The sequence below is a fragment of the Plantibacter sp. VKM Ac-2885 genome, from assembly GCF_015351205.1.
GTDB lineage: Bacteria > Actinomycetota > Actinomycetes > Actinomycetales > Microbacteriaceae > Plantibacter > Plantibacter auratus.
In genome coordinates, this window is record NZ_JADKSK010000002.1 from 944,721 (window position 1) to 961,127 (window position 16,407).

At 63.7% G+C, this 16,407-nt stretch carries 14 protein-coding genes; 9 read left to right on the forward strand and 5 right to left on the reverse strand.

The window, feature by feature from the left end; translation table 11 throughout:
- Position 1 precedes the first annotated feature (1 nt).
- Positions 2 to 634 (forward strand): class F sortase, encoded by a 633-nt coding sequence (locus tag ITJ66_RS16890; protein WP_194645381.1) that lies wholly within the window; start codon positions 2 to 4, stop codon positions 632 to 634.
- Positions 635 to 887: 253 nt separating this feature from the next.
- On the opposite strand, the gene ITJ66_RS16895 is transcribed toward ITJ66_RS16890, so the two are convergent.
- The gene (locus ITJ66_RS16895; RefSeq protein ID WP_194645382.1) at positions 888 to 2,648 is read right to left on the reverse strand and encodes a sigma-70 family RNA polymerase sigma factor; all 1,761 of its coding nucleotides are present in this window, start codon (positions 2,646 to 2,648) and stop codon (positions 888 to 890) included.
- 13 nt (positions 2,649 to 2,661) lie between these two features.
- Positions 2,662 to 3,333 (reverse strand): sigma-70 family RNA polymerase sigma factor, encoded by a 672-nt coding sequence (locus ITJ66_RS16900; RefSeq protein WP_370582693.1) that lies wholly within the window; start codon positions 3,331 to 3,333, stop codon positions 2,662 to 2,664.
- Positions 3,334 to 3,922: 589 nt separating this feature from the next.
- Between ITJ66_RS16900 and ITJ66_RS16905 the strand changes: the two genes are divergently transcribed.
- The 4 genes from ITJ66_RS16905 to ITJ66_RS16920 all read left to right on the forward strand — a co-directional run bounded on the left by ITJ66_RS16905 (position 3,923) and on the right by ITJ66_RS16920 (position 6,036).
- On the forward strand, positions 3,923 to 4,096 hold the full coding sequence (locus ITJ66_RS16905; RefSeq protein ID WP_194645384.1) for a hypothetical protein: 174 nt from the start codon (positions 3,923 to 3,925) through the stop codon (positions 4,094 to 4,096).
- 122 nt (positions 4,097 to 4,218) lie between these two features.
- Positions 4,219 to 4,854, forward strand: coding sequence for a TetR/AcrR family transcriptional regulator (locus tag ITJ66_RS16910; RefSeq protein ID WP_194645385.1), 636 nt, complete (start codon positions 4,219 to 4,221; stop codon positions 4,852 to 4,854).
- Positions 4,855 to 5,068: 214 nt separating this feature from the next.
- A complete protein-coding gene (locus ITJ66_RS16915) occupies positions 5,069 to 5,566 on the forward strand; it encodes a N,N-dimethylformamidase beta subunit family domain-containing protein (RefSeq protein ID WP_194645386.1) in 498 nt (165 codons plus the stop codon).
- Positions 5,567 to 5,583: 17 nt separating this feature from the next.
- Complete coding sequence (locus ITJ66_RS16920; protein WP_194645387.1) at positions 5,584 to 6,036, forward strand: DUF3237 domain-containing protein; 453 nt, start codon at positions 5,584 to 5,586, stop codon at positions 6,034 to 6,036.
- Positions 6,037 to 6,167: 131 nt separating this feature from the next.
- On the opposite strand, the gene ITJ66_RS20250 is transcribed toward ITJ66_RS16920, so the two are convergent.
- Both ITJ66_RS20250 and ITJ66_RS16930 read right to left on the reverse strand, forming a co-directional pair.
- A complete protein-coding gene (locus tag ITJ66_RS20250; protein WP_370582694.1) occupies positions 6,168 to 6,434 on the reverse strand; it encodes a DUF3237 family protein in 267 nt (88 codons plus the stop codon).
- Positions 6,435 to 6,872: 438 nt separating this feature from the next.
- On the reverse strand, positions 6,873 to 7,367 hold the full coding sequence (locus ITJ66_RS16930) for a MarR family transcriptional regulator (protein ID WP_194645389.1): 495 nt from the start codon (positions 7,365 to 7,367) through the stop codon (positions 6,873 to 6,875).
- A gap of 75 nt (positions 7,368 to 7,442) precedes the next feature.
- Between ITJ66_RS16930 and ITJ66_RS16935 the strand changes: the two genes are divergently transcribed.
- From ITJ66_RS16935 to ITJ66_RS16945, 3 genes are all read left to right on the forward strand, one after another.
- The gene (locus ITJ66_RS16935) at positions 7,443 to 8,570 is read left to right on the forward strand and encodes a zinc-binding dehydrogenase (protein WP_194645390.1); all 1,128 of its coding nucleotides are present in this window, start codon (positions 7,443 to 7,445) and stop codon (positions 8,568 to 8,570) included.
- 86 nt (positions 8,571 to 8,656) lie between these two features.
- The gene (locus ITJ66_RS16940; protein ID WP_194645391.1) at positions 8,657 to 11,146 is read left to right on the forward strand and encodes an alpha-L-rhamnosidase; all 2,490 of its coding nucleotides are present in this window, start codon (positions 8,657 to 8,659) and stop codon (positions 11,144 to 11,146) included.
- A gap of 116 nt (positions 11,147 to 11,262) precedes the next feature.
- Positions 11,263 to 12,222 (forward strand): LacI family DNA-binding transcriptional regulator, encoded by a 960-nt coding sequence (locus ITJ66_RS16945; RefSeq protein ID WP_194645392.1) that lies wholly within the window; start codon positions 11,263 to 11,265, stop codon positions 12,220 to 12,222.
- A gap of 87 nt (positions 12,223 to 12,309) precedes the next feature.
- Here ITJ66_RS16945 and ITJ66_RS16950 read toward each other — a convergent pair whose 3' ends face one another.
- Positions 12,310 to 13,776 carry an MFS transporter gene (locus tag ITJ66_RS16950; RefSeq protein WP_370582695.1) on the reverse strand — a complete coding sequence of 489 codons (1,467 nt, stop codon included), beginning with the start codon at positions 13,774 to 13,776 and terminating at the stop codon, positions 12,310 to 12,312.
- Positions 13,777 to 13,992: 216 nt separating this feature from the next.
- On the opposite strand from ITJ66_RS16950, the gene ITJ66_RS16955 reads away from it, so the two are divergent.
- Positions 13,993 to 16,386 (forward strand): glycoside hydrolase family 2 TIM barrel-domain containing protein, encoded by a 2,394-nt coding sequence (locus tag ITJ66_RS16955; protein ID WP_370582696.1) that lies wholly within the window; start codon positions 13,993 to 13,995, stop codon positions 16,384 to 16,386.
- Positions 16,387 to 16,407 lie beyond the last annotated feature (21 nt).

Consider the following 16,407-nt stretch of genomic DNA (forward strand, 5'->3'; position numbering starts at 1 on the left):
GTTGAAACGACAGATCGACACTCGAGTGCGCCGACGGTGGTTCATCGCCGGCGGCGCACTCGCCGCCCTCGCGCTCACGGCCGGCGTCCTCGCCGCTACCGGAGCGTTCACCCCAGGGCCGAAGGACATGAACGGCAACCCCGTCATCTACGAAGCGGACGCCGTTCCGGATCCGGCCGCGTCAGCGGTGCCTGATGGCAACGGCCGGTTCGTGGCGTCCACTGTCGGACTCGATGTCCCCGTCGGGTCCCTCGACGCTGTTGACGGCGTCGTGACACCGCCTGGGTTCACCTCCGCCTACCTGATCAGGAACTACGGTGTCACCCCGAAAGAAGCAGGCCTCGGAACCGTCTACGTCGTCATGCATTCACTGCGCAACGGCGGAAACGGTCCCGGGAACGCGCTCATCGACGTTGAGCAGGAGAAAGCGCGTCTGGTTGCTGGCGACACGATCGACGTCGACGACGTGACCTACCGGGTCACTGGCAGCCAGCACCTCTCGAAGGAGCAGCTTCCCACGAGTGAGATCTGGGCCGGCACCCCGAACACCCTGGTCGTCATCACCTGTCTCCAACGCCCCGACGGGGCACCATCCACAGACAACCTCATCATCACCGCTGAACGGGAGCAGTAGGAGCATCCGCCAACGATGCTGATGAGGGCTTCGCTCCGCTACCGCAGTCATCGGGTTCTGCGGTCGCGGGGGCTGAATCTCAGCCCAGGCGGGCGGTACGACATCGGGTTCGTGCCGCCCGCCTTATTTTGTCTGCAGACCAGTTTCGAACGCGGACCCGCTCGCTGCCGAGTTTCTCGGCATACGCCGCGCATCCGTCCAGTCGAAGTCGGACATCGACGAGTCGGAAGGATGCGGCGAGATGAGCCGGTGGTTATGGAACCGTGATGGTGGCTGATCGAGGCGGGCCGAAGCGTTCGCCGGAGGTGTTCCGAAACAGCACGGTGTGCGATCCGGGCTCCCCCCAGGAGTATTGCTGCTCCCACCGGAATCGTCCGTCCTCCATCGTAACGACTTCCCAGGAGCCGGCACCGGTGGTGGACACCTGCACCGTCGAGCGAGCTGGGCCGGACGCGGTGACGGTGAACCTCGCAGTACCGTCAGCGGCGGGTGGTGCTCCGGTAATGGTCGTCTGGACAGCCGGCGCGGTGAGCGAGAAGGTGCCGCTCGACGCTGCAGATCGGATGCCCTCAGGGGTTGTCTGGGACGCGGCGACCTCGCCCGCACCATCGCGGAACCCAGTGAGCTGCCCGGTCGACCACCCTCCGTCCGAACCAGCGATGACGCTCACGGGCGCACCATCACCATTGCTGACCGTCACCGTTGCACCAGGCGTAGCCGTCCCCGACACGATCGGATACCACAGGCCAGCCTGCGCACCCGCGCCAGTGTCGATCCTGCTGATGACCGGAGCCAGAGCTTCGCCGTTATCTGGACCGCGGTCGGGCGACGGTGTCCTGCCGGGAGTAGACGGGCCGGTGGATCGGCTCGGACCGGGAGACGGAGTCGGCGCCGATGTCGGGGCAGGGGGTCGAACGGGTTCGGTGGGCCGTGTCGTTCCAGTTCCCCCATCGTCACCCACGATCCGAGATCCGGCCGGTGTCGACGGGGCCTCGGTGATCGCAGCGACGGCGTATGTTCCGGCCCCGATGATCACGAGCGCCAGCGCTGCGAGCAGGATGATCGACCGTCGATGTCGTTCGGGACTGGTGTGTGCGCTTGCCGGGGCGGGGGCGGCGAACCAGGATGCGATCGTCGATCCGCCGATCAGCGGCAGTAGCGCCCATGGGAGGACCGACGCGACACGGTTCGCTTCGGAAGCAACGAGCGTACAGGACGCACACGATGCGAGATGCTTCTCGACTGCAGCGGTCTCGCGCTTCCCCAGCTTTCCTCGGGTGTAGGCGCCGAGATTGCCGATCGTCTGAGCATGTTCAGGGCTGACGTCCGCCTTGCCGAGATGCGCTTGAATCCAGGCATTGCGAAGGCCTTCCCTGGCGCGAAGCGCGAGGGCGGAAACCGAGTTCGCGGTCATCTCGAGCAGCGGAGCGATCTGACGTGGTTTCAGACCCTCCATCTCGGAGTACCAGAGGATCTGCTGCCATCGTTCCGGGAGAGCGCTGAAGGCTTCAGCCACCAGTCCCTTGTCGATGGTGGTCATCACCGCAGCATCTTCGGTGGTCGGATCAGGCAAGAGGTCGGCATCCTCAAGGGCGTCGGCGGTCGTGGCGCGGTGCCAGGAGATCGCAACGTTCCGGATCGTGGTGACGAGGTATGCCCGGAACGCTGTGGTCGGGCCGCCGCCGCTTCGGATTGAACGGAGAATTCGCACGAACGCTTCAGAGACGAGATCGTCCGGGTCGAAGCTGGTGGTGAACGATCGAGCTGCTGCGCGGCCCGAGCTGGCATAGCGCCGCCAGAGCTCCGCATACGCCTTGCTGTGCCCATCGCGTGTCGCCTGCACCAAGTCAGCGTCAGACAGCACGCTCAGGTCAGCTTCGTGGTGCAACATCAGACGCTCCGGACGGGTACTTGAAACGGGAACGGCCACCGCACCCATGACACAGACGTGTTCGGACACGTTTTGTGACGACTGTTCGAGAACGCTCCCTTCTTTCCTGTCGGAAGCACCCAACGGCGGTCCTCCGTCACCGGCGCATCATGACCGTCAGCGAGTGGAAGAACTCGAGGTTGCTGCGGCACGTGGCGCAGTCCCTCAGGTGGCGAGCGGCGTGCAGAGGAGGAGCATGCGGCCGGGCTGCGATCCTCGCGGCGTGCGGGTGACACCCTGGTTCTCCGCGGAGCAGAATCAGGCGAAGAATTTCAGCGCACAGGGCTTTTCGCGCACGATGAGCTGCGGTCGAGATTGCCGCGGAAGCGATACCGAGCTCGTCGACGAGTTCCCGGGGCCGTCGATCGTGCACGGCAGTTTCGATCAGCAACCTCTGCTGGGGTTGCGAAAGGTTCGATAGCGCCCGGCGCACCAACGCCCGATCTTGAGCGGTTTCAATGTCGTGATGGAGCGGCTCATCGTGGTGAGCGAACACCATCGTATGTTCCGTGACGCTGGGATCGAAGCAGTGCTCACGAGACCGAGGAGATCGGAAGTAGTCGGCGGCAAGGTTCTTCGCGGAGCGCACGACGTATGCCTCGATGTGGTCGGGGAGCAGCATCCCGTCCGCAAGTCGCTCAGCTAGACGCAGTATCGCTTCGGACAAGAGGTCTTCGGGATCGAGTCCGCCACACACGCGCTGAATCTGGCCGACGAGCTTTCTGCGCTGAGTGCCTAAGCGTGCTAAAGCCATGGCCGTGTCATCCACACCCACTCCCAGGTTTCGAAACCCTTTTCGTATGACATTTCTACCTGATTGGAACCGACTTCGCGAGTGTTTTGCCGTGGAGTCAGTTCTTGCGTTCTCTCGATTCTCGAAACAAATTTCGGTCAGATCTTGGTCGCGCACCAGAACTTGATGATGGGTGAGTCATCCGGACTCAGAGGTCGCTAGGGGTGTTTCGCTTCGGCGCTGGCTACGGCACTCGTACGACTGCTTCCGCTGGGTACGGCGTCACGGAAGGCGCTCAGGCGCGTCTACAGCATCAACAGCCATAAAGGATTCGAGGAACCCATGCCATCCACACGCCTAGCTCAGACCAACGCGCCTCGCCCGATGCCGGATCCGATCTTGTCGGGAGCGCTGCACTTTGAAGTGTTCGTCACCACCCGAACACAAGAAACGGTCCGTGTGCCGTGCTGGTGCGCGGTCGCGCGCGAACACAGCTACGCAGAATGGGAAGCTGCCGGTCGCCCGAACGTGTTCGGGAATGAGGCAGACGATGCCTGACCGCAACCGCACCGCAACCGCAGATCACACCGCAGCCTGGCGCGCATCTCAGAGACTCGAAGCCGCAATGCTCAACGACCTCGCGACGCGGCGCCGCGCGCGGGGAGAACGTCCTCGTGCGTTCATCGTGGTGATCGCAGGCAACATCCTCACCGTCGTCGTGCTCGGCGGGATGTTCGCCGCCGTTTCTGCCACGATCGCCTGCCTTGCAGCCGCCATCCTGCTCGGCAACTCCGACTGACAGCTACTTTATGGCCCCAGACGGACCCTCGTCATGAACCGGCGCGCTGTCCGTCTCCATTCTCACCAGGCTGTTTGCGCGCAGGCAGACGACTCCGCCGGCAGCTTCCTGAAAGGCAGTACATGATCAGTCACCGAGACTCCCCGAGCCTTCCCGGCAGGGAGGACAGCGCGGTTTGGGCCGCTACCGGAGGCGAGCATCAGTCCTATGGGGCGCCACTTCCCCGATGGAGAGATGCGCGCCGGCGACTCAGCCAAGCTGCCATCGCCAACGCGGTCCTGGAACTTGCAGCGGTCCAACCTGCATCGACGCTCTCCGTCGCAGCAGTCGCCGCCCGCGCCGGAATCAACCGTGCCACGTTCTATGCGCACGCGGCCTCAGCTGTTGGCTTCCTCCAGGCGTTCATGGCCCTCCGCCTGCGCGAACGTGTCCTCGCCGTCGACGCCATCAGCGCGCAACCCTCATTGAGAACGTTCGTGACACCCGTCGTCGCCCACATCGAGCGGTACCGCGCCGTCTATCAGACGGCGTTCTCCGACCCGGCGGCTAGAACCTCGCTCGCTGACGGGGTGTGTCTGCAACTGCGAGTCAAACTGCTTGAGTCGCGATTGGAGATAGAGCCGGACCAAGCGGCGGTCATCTCATCGACGATCACCCAAGCCATTTTCGTCGAGCTCGAGACCGAACGGCCACTATCGGTCGACCCGATCATCACGATGCTTGCCTCCGCCACGTATGTAGTCAACCAGCTGCTGTAGCTGAGGTGTCGAATACGTCGGGAGGGCGGTTCTAGAGGTGCATACCGTCGCTGGACACAGATCGATGTGGCTGACGAGCTTCGTGGTGAACTCGGTTTGAGCGTGGGCGGAGGGCTCTCCGTGTGAGCTTCCGAGCCAGTTCGGCAGCGTGCCAGGAGCTTCTTCTCCGCGTTGAGTCGGGCAAGCCCGGTCGTACATCCGTTACGGATCCGCAGTGCCGCGCGCCTCGGGTGGCTTCACGGTTTACCGCGAAGATCACTGGATATTCGAGGGAACCGATCTGCAATACGGTGACGTATTCGGACAGGCTCCCGTGTGCATTGCCGCGTTCGAAGTCGACGGCGCGGATTACACGTTCCGCCGCGGTCTGCCTTATCCGACGCACGCCGACGGCGCGCCCGAGGGCCTGGAGATCCTTGCGATGACACCGGCCGTGGCTGGGCAAGTCGATCACTGGGATGGCCGAGTACCGTTGGGTGCGCCGATCGCAGAAGCCCAAGATCTGGTCGACGCCCTTTACGGCGATGAACCGCCCGAGCATATGCGCGACCTGCACCGCGGATCAGCCATGATCGCCGCCTTTGAACGCGGACAAGGGCGGGTGGTCACAGCGGGAACGACCGAATGGGTGAACGGGCTCATCCATCGCGAGCCTTTCACCGAACGCATCACCCACAATATCCTGCGTCGGTTCGCACCGACGATCGGCTAGCGGAAAGACGGAAGCTCATGACTCTCGACCTCGAGTACGCCTTCTCCATCGACGTCCAACTTTCGCCGGAGGTACACATCGGCCGCGGCCACCGGGAACGACTGACATTCACCCCGATCATGGGCGGAGTTGTTCGCGGGCCCAGACTCAGCGGGGTCGTCCTCCCGAACGGTGGCGACTGGGGTGTCGAACGCGAGGGCACCTCTCAGCTCGAGGCCCGCTACCTGCTGCAGGCGCATGATGGTGCGATCATCGACATTCTGAACCGGGGCTACTATCGCGCCTCGGCCGAGGTCGAACGACGATTCGCCGCGGGGGAAGCAGTGGATGACAACGAGTACTACTTTCGCTGCGCCCCCGTCTTCCAAACGGACGCTCCCGCGCATCGATGGCTGGCAGAGCACCAGTTCGTCGGAACCGCCCGGGTGCTCGGCTCGGATATCTCCATTGATGTCTACTCAGTGACATAAGCGTCGGCCAGTTCGACTGCGAGGCTTGACGCGCTCGATTCGCGCTGGAGGTGCTTGACGCTTCGAACATTGTCGCGGTGGCTGAGTCGCTCGTGAGTGACGCCTCGACCAATTTCCCCGGCTGAACTCGGCTAGCCGACCCGGTAGGCACGATAACGAACCGCGGTCGTCTGCCGTTGAGCTGCCGCAAGGAACAGGGCCTGCTGCAGATGCGCGAGACCCGGTGAAGCCGTCTCGATCTGCACTGTCGTGCGGAAGACGTACGAGTGGGGGTCGACGTCTTCACCCAGCTGTAACTGCTTGAGCACCTCAGCGCTGCCCGTGCGGAGGCCCTTCGCGTGTATCCTCGGGGCACTCGTCGCTGTCCCTGTCGCCGCTGCAGGGGTGGTCCTCGTCACCAAGGTGGTCGTGCCTCGTCAAGCCACTCGATGACGCTTGGTGGGCGCACCGCGGGTACTGTACTCATCTTGCAAGCTCCGTGCGGCCGGCGACGCGCCGTTGCGCTGGGAATGGCGCGGCTAGGACCTCACCTGGATGAAGTCTCTCGGATGTGGCGCCGGAGGCTCCCACAGGGGAGCCCGTCCGGGCCGAGTGCGTCGAGTGCGGCGTCCTTGCCTCGATGGTCAGATCTGTCGGTGACCAGGTCGCTCGCATGCTCGTGGTGCGCGCAGACTGATGGAGGGTCAGCACGTCGATGGGTTCGAGGACGATCGCCTGTCAGAAGCCGTTCGCGCTCGAGTTGGCGTCCACTTGAGAGACCCAGTCGGACCTGTTCCGCTCGGCGATGGCGACGGACGAGGCATCGGTGGGTCGGGGTTTCGCGGTGGGACGGTCGCTCAGGGTCGGGCCGCTTCGGTCCGGTGATTGCGGGGCGCGCCAGGCAGAAGCTGCAGACCAGTCGCATCGGCACAGCGACGCATCGCCGAAATCAACGCCAGGGCTTCGTTCGGTGCGAGCGGACTGAGAATCTGACTCTCCACGGCGCGCACGCGCTCACGCGCATCGCTCAGCGTTTGCGTACCGCGAGTGGTGATCGATGCCGAAGAAATCCGACCCGATGGAGAGCGCGTGGTGGACACCAACCCGGTGGTCACGAGTTGCGCGACGACGCGTCCTGCAACCTGCCGCGAAATCAGCATCGCCCGGGCCAGACGAACTGCCGTGATCTGCGGGTGGGCTTCCACGACGGACAACGCTGTGTATTCCGAGGTCGACAGCGCCACATCTTCGAGCGCCCGCTCCACCGCCGAGCGGAAGGCTCGATTGAAACGCGCTAGTTCAATTCCAAGATCGTCGGCTTCACTCGACGGTGATTTTTTCGCAGCGCTCACTCAGCGATTATAGTGGCCGACACTTGTAACCTAGGGTTACTTCAACGCCCGAAGTCGCCGAAAGAAAGTTGCGTCATGTCGTCATCGCCAGTCACCGATTCCTCCCTTCTTGCTCGCGCAGCAGTGTTCGATGGGGAGGGTGGGTACGAGATCCGTTCGTTCCCAGTGCCCCAGCCGCCGGCGGGCGGGGCGGTCCTTCGGGTGGAGGCCGTTGGACTGTGCGGAAGCGATGTGATGCAGTTCCACGGTGATCGGCACGTTCCGGGCGAGGTCTCACCGGTCATTCCAGGTCACGAGATCGTCGGGGTGATCCACGAGATCACAACTGAAGCTGCGCAGAACTGGGGCCTAGCTGTCGGTGACCGAGTATGCGTCGATCAGATCGTCTGGTGCGGGCGCTGTGCCGATTGCCTTGCCGGAACCGGCAACTGCCAAAATCTGCACCTGTATGGGTACACCAAGGGCCCCGGCGAAGACGGCGGACTCTGGGGTGGCTACGGGGAGTACATGTCGTTGCTGCCGAACACACATCTCATCAAAGCCCCAGAGGGCATCGAGCCCTCGGAGCTGACGATCTTCGAACCAGTCGCGAATGCGATCAACTGGGCTGAGAAGACGGGCGTTGGGATCGGTGACCGTGTCGTGGTCCAGGGCCCCGGTCATCAGGGACTTCTCTGCGCAGCCGTTGCCCTCGCGGCCGGTGCGGCGCAGGTCATCGTCACCGGTACGGCGGCCGATGCGTCGCGCCTGGACGCAGCCTCAGCCCTGGGAGTTCACGCTGTCATCGACATCGAAACTGAAGACCTCACCGAGCGGATCATGGCCCTCACGAAGGGCCGCGGAGCAACAGTTGTATTCGATCTCACGCCGTCGACGCGGAGCGTCCAGTCGGCGATCGACATCACTGGTCAGTTCGCTCGCGTCGGTCTGGCTGGTCTCAAGCACTTCACGCCTGTGCCGAACTTGATGACCGATCTGATCACGCTGAAGTCTCTGTCCGTGATCGGTCTCTCCGGCAGCACCCGTCAGACGATGGAGAAGTCAGTCGAATTTCTCGCCGCCCATCCCGCTATCGCGCAAGTCATGAGCGGCACCCATGTCGCACTCGAAACTCTCGACCTCGGTCTGGCGTTACTGGCCCGAACTGCGCCAGGTCAGGATGCCGTCCACGTGAGCCTGATCCACTCCTTGAGCGAGAACTGAAGACCATTGACGCGTGTCAACAACTATGATTACCTGACATAGTTCACCCGGGATCGGCCCGGCGAGGCGCGCAGAGGGGCCCCGACATGACCACATCACACTCCAGCATTCCGGCGGAGGCAAGGTTCATTGCAGCAGATCACGCGGCAGCAGATGGGGACCCGGCGCCCTATTTCCGCCGAGTGTTCAATGTGGAGACAGGGCTGAAGTCGGCGAAGTTGCGGGTGACGGCGCTTGGCATCGTCACCAGCTTCATCAACGGCCGACCCGTGAGCGAGGACGTCCTCGCCCCTGGTTGGACGTCGTACCACCACCGGCTCGTGGTATCGACGTACGACGTCACCGCGGACGTCAGCGAAGGCGATAACGTCCTGGGAGCGATCGTCGCCGAGGGATGGGCGGTGGGAAACGTGAGCTACGAACTCAAGCGCCATCATTACAGCGATCGACCCGCGCTCTACATGGAACTCGTGCTGGACTATGGAGACCGTACCGCGACGGTCGTCACCGACGAGAACTTCCGGGTCGGCGAGGGAGCTGTGCGTTCCGCGGGCATCTACGACGGCGAGATCTACGACGCCCGTCTGGAGCCATCGGGGTGGGGATCGCCGGCGTTCGATGACGATGCTTGGTCAACAGCGACCGTGCACGAAGCAAGCCTCGCCGCGCTCACCGATGACGGACCTCCCCCGATCCAACGCATCGAGGAGCTCCGAGCAGGGTCAATCATCACCACACCAGCTGGACGCACTGTCGTCGACTTTGGCCAGGTGCTCACCGGTTGGGTTCGGATGCGGGTCACGGGACGAGCAGGGCAGACAGTAACGCTGCGTCACGCCGAACTGCTCAACGCTCAGGGGGAACCCGAGTACGAGACGCTTCGCACCGCCAAAGCCACCGACAGCTACACGCTGAGAGGTGGAGCTGAAGAGACCTGGGAACCGGCGTTCACGTTCCACGGATTCCGGTACGTCGACGTCGAGGGATGGCCAGGCGAACTCGATCCCGCGGATCTCGTCGCCGTCGTGGTCCACAGTGACATGGAGCGGACCGGGTGGCTCGATACGTCAGACCCGCTCCTGAACCGACTGCATGAAAACGTTGTGTGGTCGATGCGTGGGAACTTCGTCGGAGTGCCGACCGACTGCCCGCAGCGCGACGAGCGCCTTGGATGGACCGGAGACCTCCACACGTTCGCACCCACGGCAGCCTTCCTCTACGACGTGCGAGGAGTGCTCGGCTCCTGGTTGCAGGACGTCGCTGCGGAGCAGCGAGAGAAGGGCTACGTGCCCTGGTTCGTACCCGACGTGTCGGGAATTCCATCGGCGCCCACGGCTCAGTGGGGAGACGTGATCGTCGGGCTACCGGTGACGCTGTACTGGGAGTACGGTGACGAGGCGATTCTTCGCCAGTACTGGGCGGCGATGACCGCGTACGTCGAGCAGGTCGAATCCTTGCTGGACCCGTCTGGGCTGTGGGGCTCCGGGCACCAGTTCGGCGATTGGCTGGACCCAGACGCGCCTGCGGACGATGCCGCCGGCGGTAAGACCGATCGGTACCTCGTTGCAACCGCATGCTTCGCCAAGACAGTTAGCCAGATGGTCGAAGCTGCTCGCGTACTCAACCTCGATGGCGAGGTGATCCGCTACACCGCTTTGGCGGAACGCGTCCGTAGCGCATTCCGAGACGAGTACGTGTCTCCATCGGGGCGCTTGATCAGCGACTCTGCCACCGCCTATGCGCTGGCGATCTGCTACGACTTGCTCGATCCAGAGCAGCGCGAACATGCCGGCGCGCGCCTGGCAGCGCTCGTGGCCAAGCGTGGGTACACGATCTCGACCGGGTTCGTGGGGACGCCTCTGGTTGCGCACGCGTTGTCCGACACCGGCTACATCGACGTCGCATATTTGCTCCTAACGGAGCAGGAGTGCCCGTCATTCCTGTATCCCGTGACTCAGGGGGCGACGACCATCTGGGAACGATGGGATGCAATCCGCCCCGATGGCTCGCTGGACTCCTCCGGTCTGACATCCCTGAATCACTATGCATTAGGCTCCATCGCGCAGTGGATGCACCGCGTCATCGGTGGCCTCGAATCGCTCGAACCTGGCTACCGGCGCATGCGGATCGCACCTCAGCCGGGAGGTGGGGTGACCTCGGCGCAACTCACACACGACACCGTCCTCGGGCAGGTTCGCATCGCCTGGAGCAAGGTCGCAGGAGAAATGTCGCTGACGGTGACGGTGCCCGAAGGCGCATCGGCGGAAATCGTACTCCCAGGCCACCCCGACGCCGCCACGGTGGAGGTTTCGGCAGGAACAAACACTTGGACCTACGCCGTCAGCGAGGAGCGAGATCGCGAGGACTACACGTTCGACACCTCTCTGCAGACGCTCGCCGCTGACAGAACGGCCTGGCGGGCTCTCACGCAGGTCTTCAAGAAGCACCTGCCGTTCCCGATTGACGCGTCGGGGGCGGAGGCCGGGGGTATCACGATCGCGATGTTGCTGACGGCGATCCCGCACAGCACTCCAGAGCTCGAACGAGACCTTCGGGACACTCTGGCAACACTGTGATCGATGAGACTTGACCCGATGTATCTCCGGGGCGGGGCTAGCCGGAGGTGGTCCTCGGGTAAGTATCATTGATGCGTGTCAACACCCATGGGGGTGTTGTCCGGTGGGGAGCCGACATGACGAGTAGTGCAGATGTCGCCGCGAAAGCAGGCGTCTCACGTTCCACTGTCAGCCAGATCTTGAACGGTCATGGACACCGCTTCCGTCTGGACATGGTGGATCATGTGCAGACGGTCGCAAAAGAGATGGGCTATCGGCCTTCCATCGCGGGCAGAGCTCTGGCGCGCGGTACTAGCGATATCGTCATCACGCTTCTGCCGAACATCTCGCTCGGTCCTCGACTGCGGGAACTCATCGACCGGGTGACGGATGAGCTCGCCGCCGCGGGGCGCACGAACCTCATCCGCTTGTCCTCTGGCGATGCGCAGATTGATGAAGCTGTGCTCGCACTGCGGCCAGCAGGCTTGTGGAGCGTGGCTCCGCTGACGCTCGAGCAACACTCCCGTCTGGCCGAGGCCGGCGTGAACGTCGTCGACCAGCCTCGCTCGCTTCAGGAGGCGGTCGACCACGAGATCGGGGCCATGCAAGCTCGGCACCTCATCGACCGCGGTTACACGGCGGTAGCTGCAGCAGTGCCGGTCGATCTTCGCGAGCAGCCCTTCGCTCTGGCGCGAGAACGAGGGGCGCACAATGAGTTCCGCGCCGCCGACCTCGAGGTCTTGCCGACGATCAGACTCTCTCTCGAACGAGGGAGCACTCGGGCGACGGCCGCGATGCTTCCGCACCAGAGCTTCGGCGTCGCCGCGTACAATGACGACGCAGGCTTGGCTATCATGGCGGCTGCCGCGGCTGCCGGTCGTGAGGTTCCTGGAGATATCGGCGTCATCGGTGTGGACAACACGGTCGCGTCAGGTGTCAGTGAGCCGACGCTGAGCACTGTCGATCTCGACGTGAGGTTCAGTGCGCATGAAATTGTTCGCGCGCTGCTTCAGGGCCAGCCGACTGCTCCGGATGATGCACTCGACGCCCTCAGATCGTTCGTTTCGATCGTCGACGGTGGCAGCACAGCGCGGTAACAGCCCATATCGCGAAAGAGCGGCCGAAGCGAAAGATCTCGCTTCAGCCGCTCGACGTGGACGAGCTCGCCCAACCTGCTGCTCGCTCTATCGCACGCCGCGCACTCGGGAAGCAGTGATGGCGGCACCGAGCGCGAAGGCGCCTCCGACGATGAACAGCACGGTGTAGTTGCCCGATGTGCCGCCGACCGCGAGCAGCAGCGGCGCGATGACCGGGCCGATTGCCGTCGCCACAGTACCGGACACCTGGTAGATCGACATCCACTTGCCACCTGCTGCTGGATCCGGGAGGACTTCGGACGCGAGGGCGAGGTCGACGGAGTTGAATGCGCCGGAGCCGGCCGAGAGCAACACTGCCCCGACGATGTAGACACCGAAGTCAGGCGCGAAAGCGGCGACTACCATACCCGAGGCGATCATCGCCGAAGCGACGTAGATGAAGGGCTTGCGGCGCTTCAGCTTGTCAGAGAGGAAACCTCCGAGCACGGTGAAACCGATGGTCGCGAGCAGCGCCAGCCCACCCGCCACAGCCAGCTGCTGTCCTGCCTCCTGCACGGTGAAACCGAGTCGATCCAGCAGGAAGTACAGCTGGTACGTGCTGAAGAAGGCTGTTCCGACTCCAATGAAGAGCTTGCCCACCCAGACGAGTGAAAAGTCACGGTGCTTCAGAGGGTTGAACAGCAGTGAACGCAACGCTGCCGTGAGCTTTGCAGACTGGAACCGCTCCGGAGCCGGTCCATCAGGAACGACGAGGATCCAGAGCAGGACGCCGACCGCGAGGACGCTGACCGGGAGCAGGAACAGAACCAGGATGTTGCCGATGAGGAGACTACCCACGAGGGTGGCGCACACTCCGGCGATGGACGCCATCACGCCGCTCAGTGCACCCAGCTTTCCTCGCTGCGCTGGCGGAACGTGCTCCGCCAGCGCAGGGTTCAAAGCGACACTCACCAGCGCAACACCACACTGCGCCACGACGTAGCCAATGAGGACCATGGGCAGTGCTGGCGCGGTCGCAATGACGAGCGCACTGATTGCAAACGCTCCGAGACCCAGCAGAAGGAACGGTCGACGACGGCCCCAAGCGAACTTACTGCGGTCACTCAGTACGCCGAGGATCGGCCCGACCGGCAAGAGTACGACCGCACCGATGCCAACGATCAAGCCCAGGGCGGTCTCCTTGGCCTCCGGGTCGATCAGCTGGATCTTGTAGGGGAGGCTGAACAGAGCTGGCATGAACAAGCACAGGAAGAACCCGAAGTACGCCAGGCCGTACGTGAAGATGAACCCCGGACCCACTTTTGGGAGCCGAAGTGCTGCGGTCGTGGGATCCTCGGCCTCCCCTGCGCGCAACGCGAGTTGCGAGACTTCCTCGAGGGGTGTGTTACTCGGCGCGATACTTGCCGCGTCTTTGCGTCTCATTGATTTGCCTTCATCACGGGCCCGTCCTTGGGCGCTCTGGTCCGATCCGGCGGCGACGCTCGGGTCGGTCTTCGGCTCAAGGGAAGCACCAATTTTGACGCGTGTCAATTGCCAATTGACATTTTTCAGCACTCTTGTTCCGTTGTGGTGCGGAAGTTGAGGGTCGCTTGCCAATTTCGCTCCATGGCAGTGTTGACGCGTGTCAATGAATGTGCTTGTCTAGCCGTAGTGCAGCCGTAGTGCAATGACGCTCGAAGAAGGACATTGATGACCATGCCAAGGACGACGACGCAGCAGGACTTGACTCGCTGGCAGTTCGCTGTCGCAGACTCGTCAGAGGCATCGCCAGTGCGTCTGCCCCACGACGCGATGATCGCCGAGCGACGCACGCCGACTGCGCCCGGCGGATCTGATGTCGCATACTTCCCTGGAGGTTCGTACACGTACTCGACGATGTGGTCAGCGCCCGCCGATCCTGCCGCGTACGCGGTACTACGTTTCGAAGGAGTCCAGGGCGAGTCGTCCGTGTTCGTCAACGGTGTGTTCGTCGGGGCGATTCGGAGCGGCTACACGGAGTTCGATCTCCCGATCACCGAGCAGCTGCGGTGGGGCGAGAGCAACGACATCCAGGTGCGGATCGACAACAGCCAGCAGCCTGCCAACCGTTGGTATCCCGGATCCGGGCTGTACCGCAACGTGGCGATCATTCTGCGGCCGGGAATCCGATTTGCCTCGGACGGTGTGCGTCTGCGAACTCGCTCGCTGACCCCGGCGGCGGGGCTGGTCGAGGTCACATACCAACTCGACCACACGAAAGAGATCCGGAAGGCGCTCGCGGACGTCGATGTCTCCGTGGAGCTGTACGACGGTGAGCGCCTCGTTGCGCGCGCATCCGGCATCGGGACGCAGGGAACGCTTCAGGTGCGTGTTCCTGACCCGATCGGGTGGACTGCCGACACTCCGCATCTCTATGAATTGCTGGCCCGGGTGGAGTCCGGCGGTCGCGTCATCGATGAGCATCGCGAGCGGGTCGGACTGCGAACGGTCTCCGTCGATGCGCGACAGGGATTGCGCGTGAACGGCACCACGGTGAAGCTCCGCGGAGCCTGCATCCACCACGACAACGGACCGCTTGGCGCTGCGACCCACCGGGCGGCAGAGTTCCGACGTGTCCGGCTCCTCAAAGAGGCCGGGTTCAACGCGATTCGCAGTGCCCACAACCCGATGTCGCGGCATCTGCTGGACGCCTGCGACCAGTTGGGCATGTACGTCCTCGACGAGCTCGCCGACTACTGGATCGTGTCCAAGACCGCTCACGACTTCGCGGGTCGATTCCTCGACACCTGGCGGGAAGACGCAGAACGCATGGTGCGGAAGGACCGCAACAGGCCGAGCGTGATCATGTACGCCTCAGGAAATGAGATCCCTGAGACCGCGACAGCTCAGGGGATCGGCCTGACGAAGGAGATCACCCAGTATCTGCACGAGCTGGACCCCGACCGACCAGTCACCGTCGCGATCAACCTGTTCCTCAACGCGATGGTGTCCATGAACCAATCTCCCTACAAGGAGCGCCCCGAGGGTGAGGCCTCGATGGCAGGGAGCACCGAGGCGAACGTCATGATCAACCAGATCGGTCGGATGATGGACATCGTCTCTCGACTTCCGCGGGCGGACAAGGCATCCCGGGACGCGTTCGCGGAAGTCGATGTGGCCGGCTACAACTACGGTCTGGGGCGATACCGACGCGACGTTCGCGCCTACCCCGACCGGGTCATCCTGGGTTCGGAGACCCTCCCCGGGGACGTGGCTCGCGCCTGGCATCTGGTCGAGAAGTACCCGGCCGTGATCGGTGACTTCGTGTGGGCAGGATGGGAGTACCTGGGTGAGGTCGGTGTATCGGTTTGGGTCCCGGGGAAGCGAGCCGGTCTGTCGAAGCCCTACCCGTACATCATCTCCGGCCCGGGGATGTTCGACCTCATCGGCCGCCCGGACATCACCCTCCGTCTGGCTCAGGCGGCATGGGGCAAGCTCGACGCGCCTGCCATCGGTGTGCGGCCGGTGAACCTCAGCGGTGTTCCCATGGTCCGATCCGCGTGGCGCAAGACCGACGCCGTGGAGAGTTGGTCTTGGAGCGGCTGCACCGGCAAGCAAGCCGAGGTCGAGGTGTACAGCGCCGAGGATCGTGTCGCGCTCCTCCTCAACGGCCGCCGCATCGGCAGTCGCCGCGCTGGCCGGCGCCAGGGGTATGTCGCAAAGTTCAGCGTGCCCTACGAGTCCGGCGAGCTGACCGCCGTCGCCTACCGAGACGGCGCAGAGGTTTCACGGACGACGCTGCGCAGCGCGAAGGGGCCTCTACGACTCGATCTGACGGTCGAGCAAGACACGATCATCGCGGATGGAGACGACCTCGTCTTCGCGAACGTTGCACTTGCCGACGCTGATGGCGTCACCGAGATGTTGGCCGATGAGTCGGTCACCGTCACCGTGACCGGGCCCGGCGCCCTCGTCGGCTATGGGACGGCGGCACCCGCCACTGAAGAGGAGTTCACCGCCGATGTCCGAACCACTTTCCGTGGTCGGGCGCTCGCGGTCATCCGCTCGACCGGAGAGCCCGGCCTCATCACGATCACCGCTCGGTCGCAGTCCCTGGGCGAGAGCACCGCGACCGTTCACGCGGTCGCCGCAACCGCCGCCGACGAGCCTGCCCCCGATGCTCTCCCCATTCCGTCCACCCGTTGACCACCCCCGTGAAAGCGCACA

Bases quoted from the DNA above. Each gene is read 5' to 3' on its own strand.
- ITJ66_RS16905 (WP_194645384.1), top strand. From the start codon at position 3,923: ATGCTCAACGACCTCGCGACGCGGCGCCGCGCGCGGGGAGAACGTCCT.
- ITJ66_RS16910 (WP_194645385.1), top strand. From the start codon at position 4,219: ATGATCAGTCACCGAGACTCCCCGAGCCTTCCCGGCAGGGAGGACAGC.
- ITJ66_RS16920 (WP_194645387.1), top strand. From the start codon at position 5,584: ATGACTCTCGACCTCGAGTACGCCTTCTCCATCGACGTCCAACTTTCG.
- ITJ66_RS16935 (WP_194645390.1), top strand. From the start codon at position 7,443: ATGTCGTCATCGCCAGTCACCGATTCCTCCCTTCTTGCTCGCGCAGCA.
- ITJ66_RS16940 (WP_194645391.1), top strand. From the start codon at position 8,657: ATGACCACATCACACTCCAGCATTCCGGCGGAGGCAAGGTTCATTGCA.
- ITJ66_RS16945 (WP_194645392.1), top strand. From the start codon at position 11,263: ATGACGAGTAGTGCAGATGTCGCCGCGAAAGCAGGCGTCTCACGTTCC.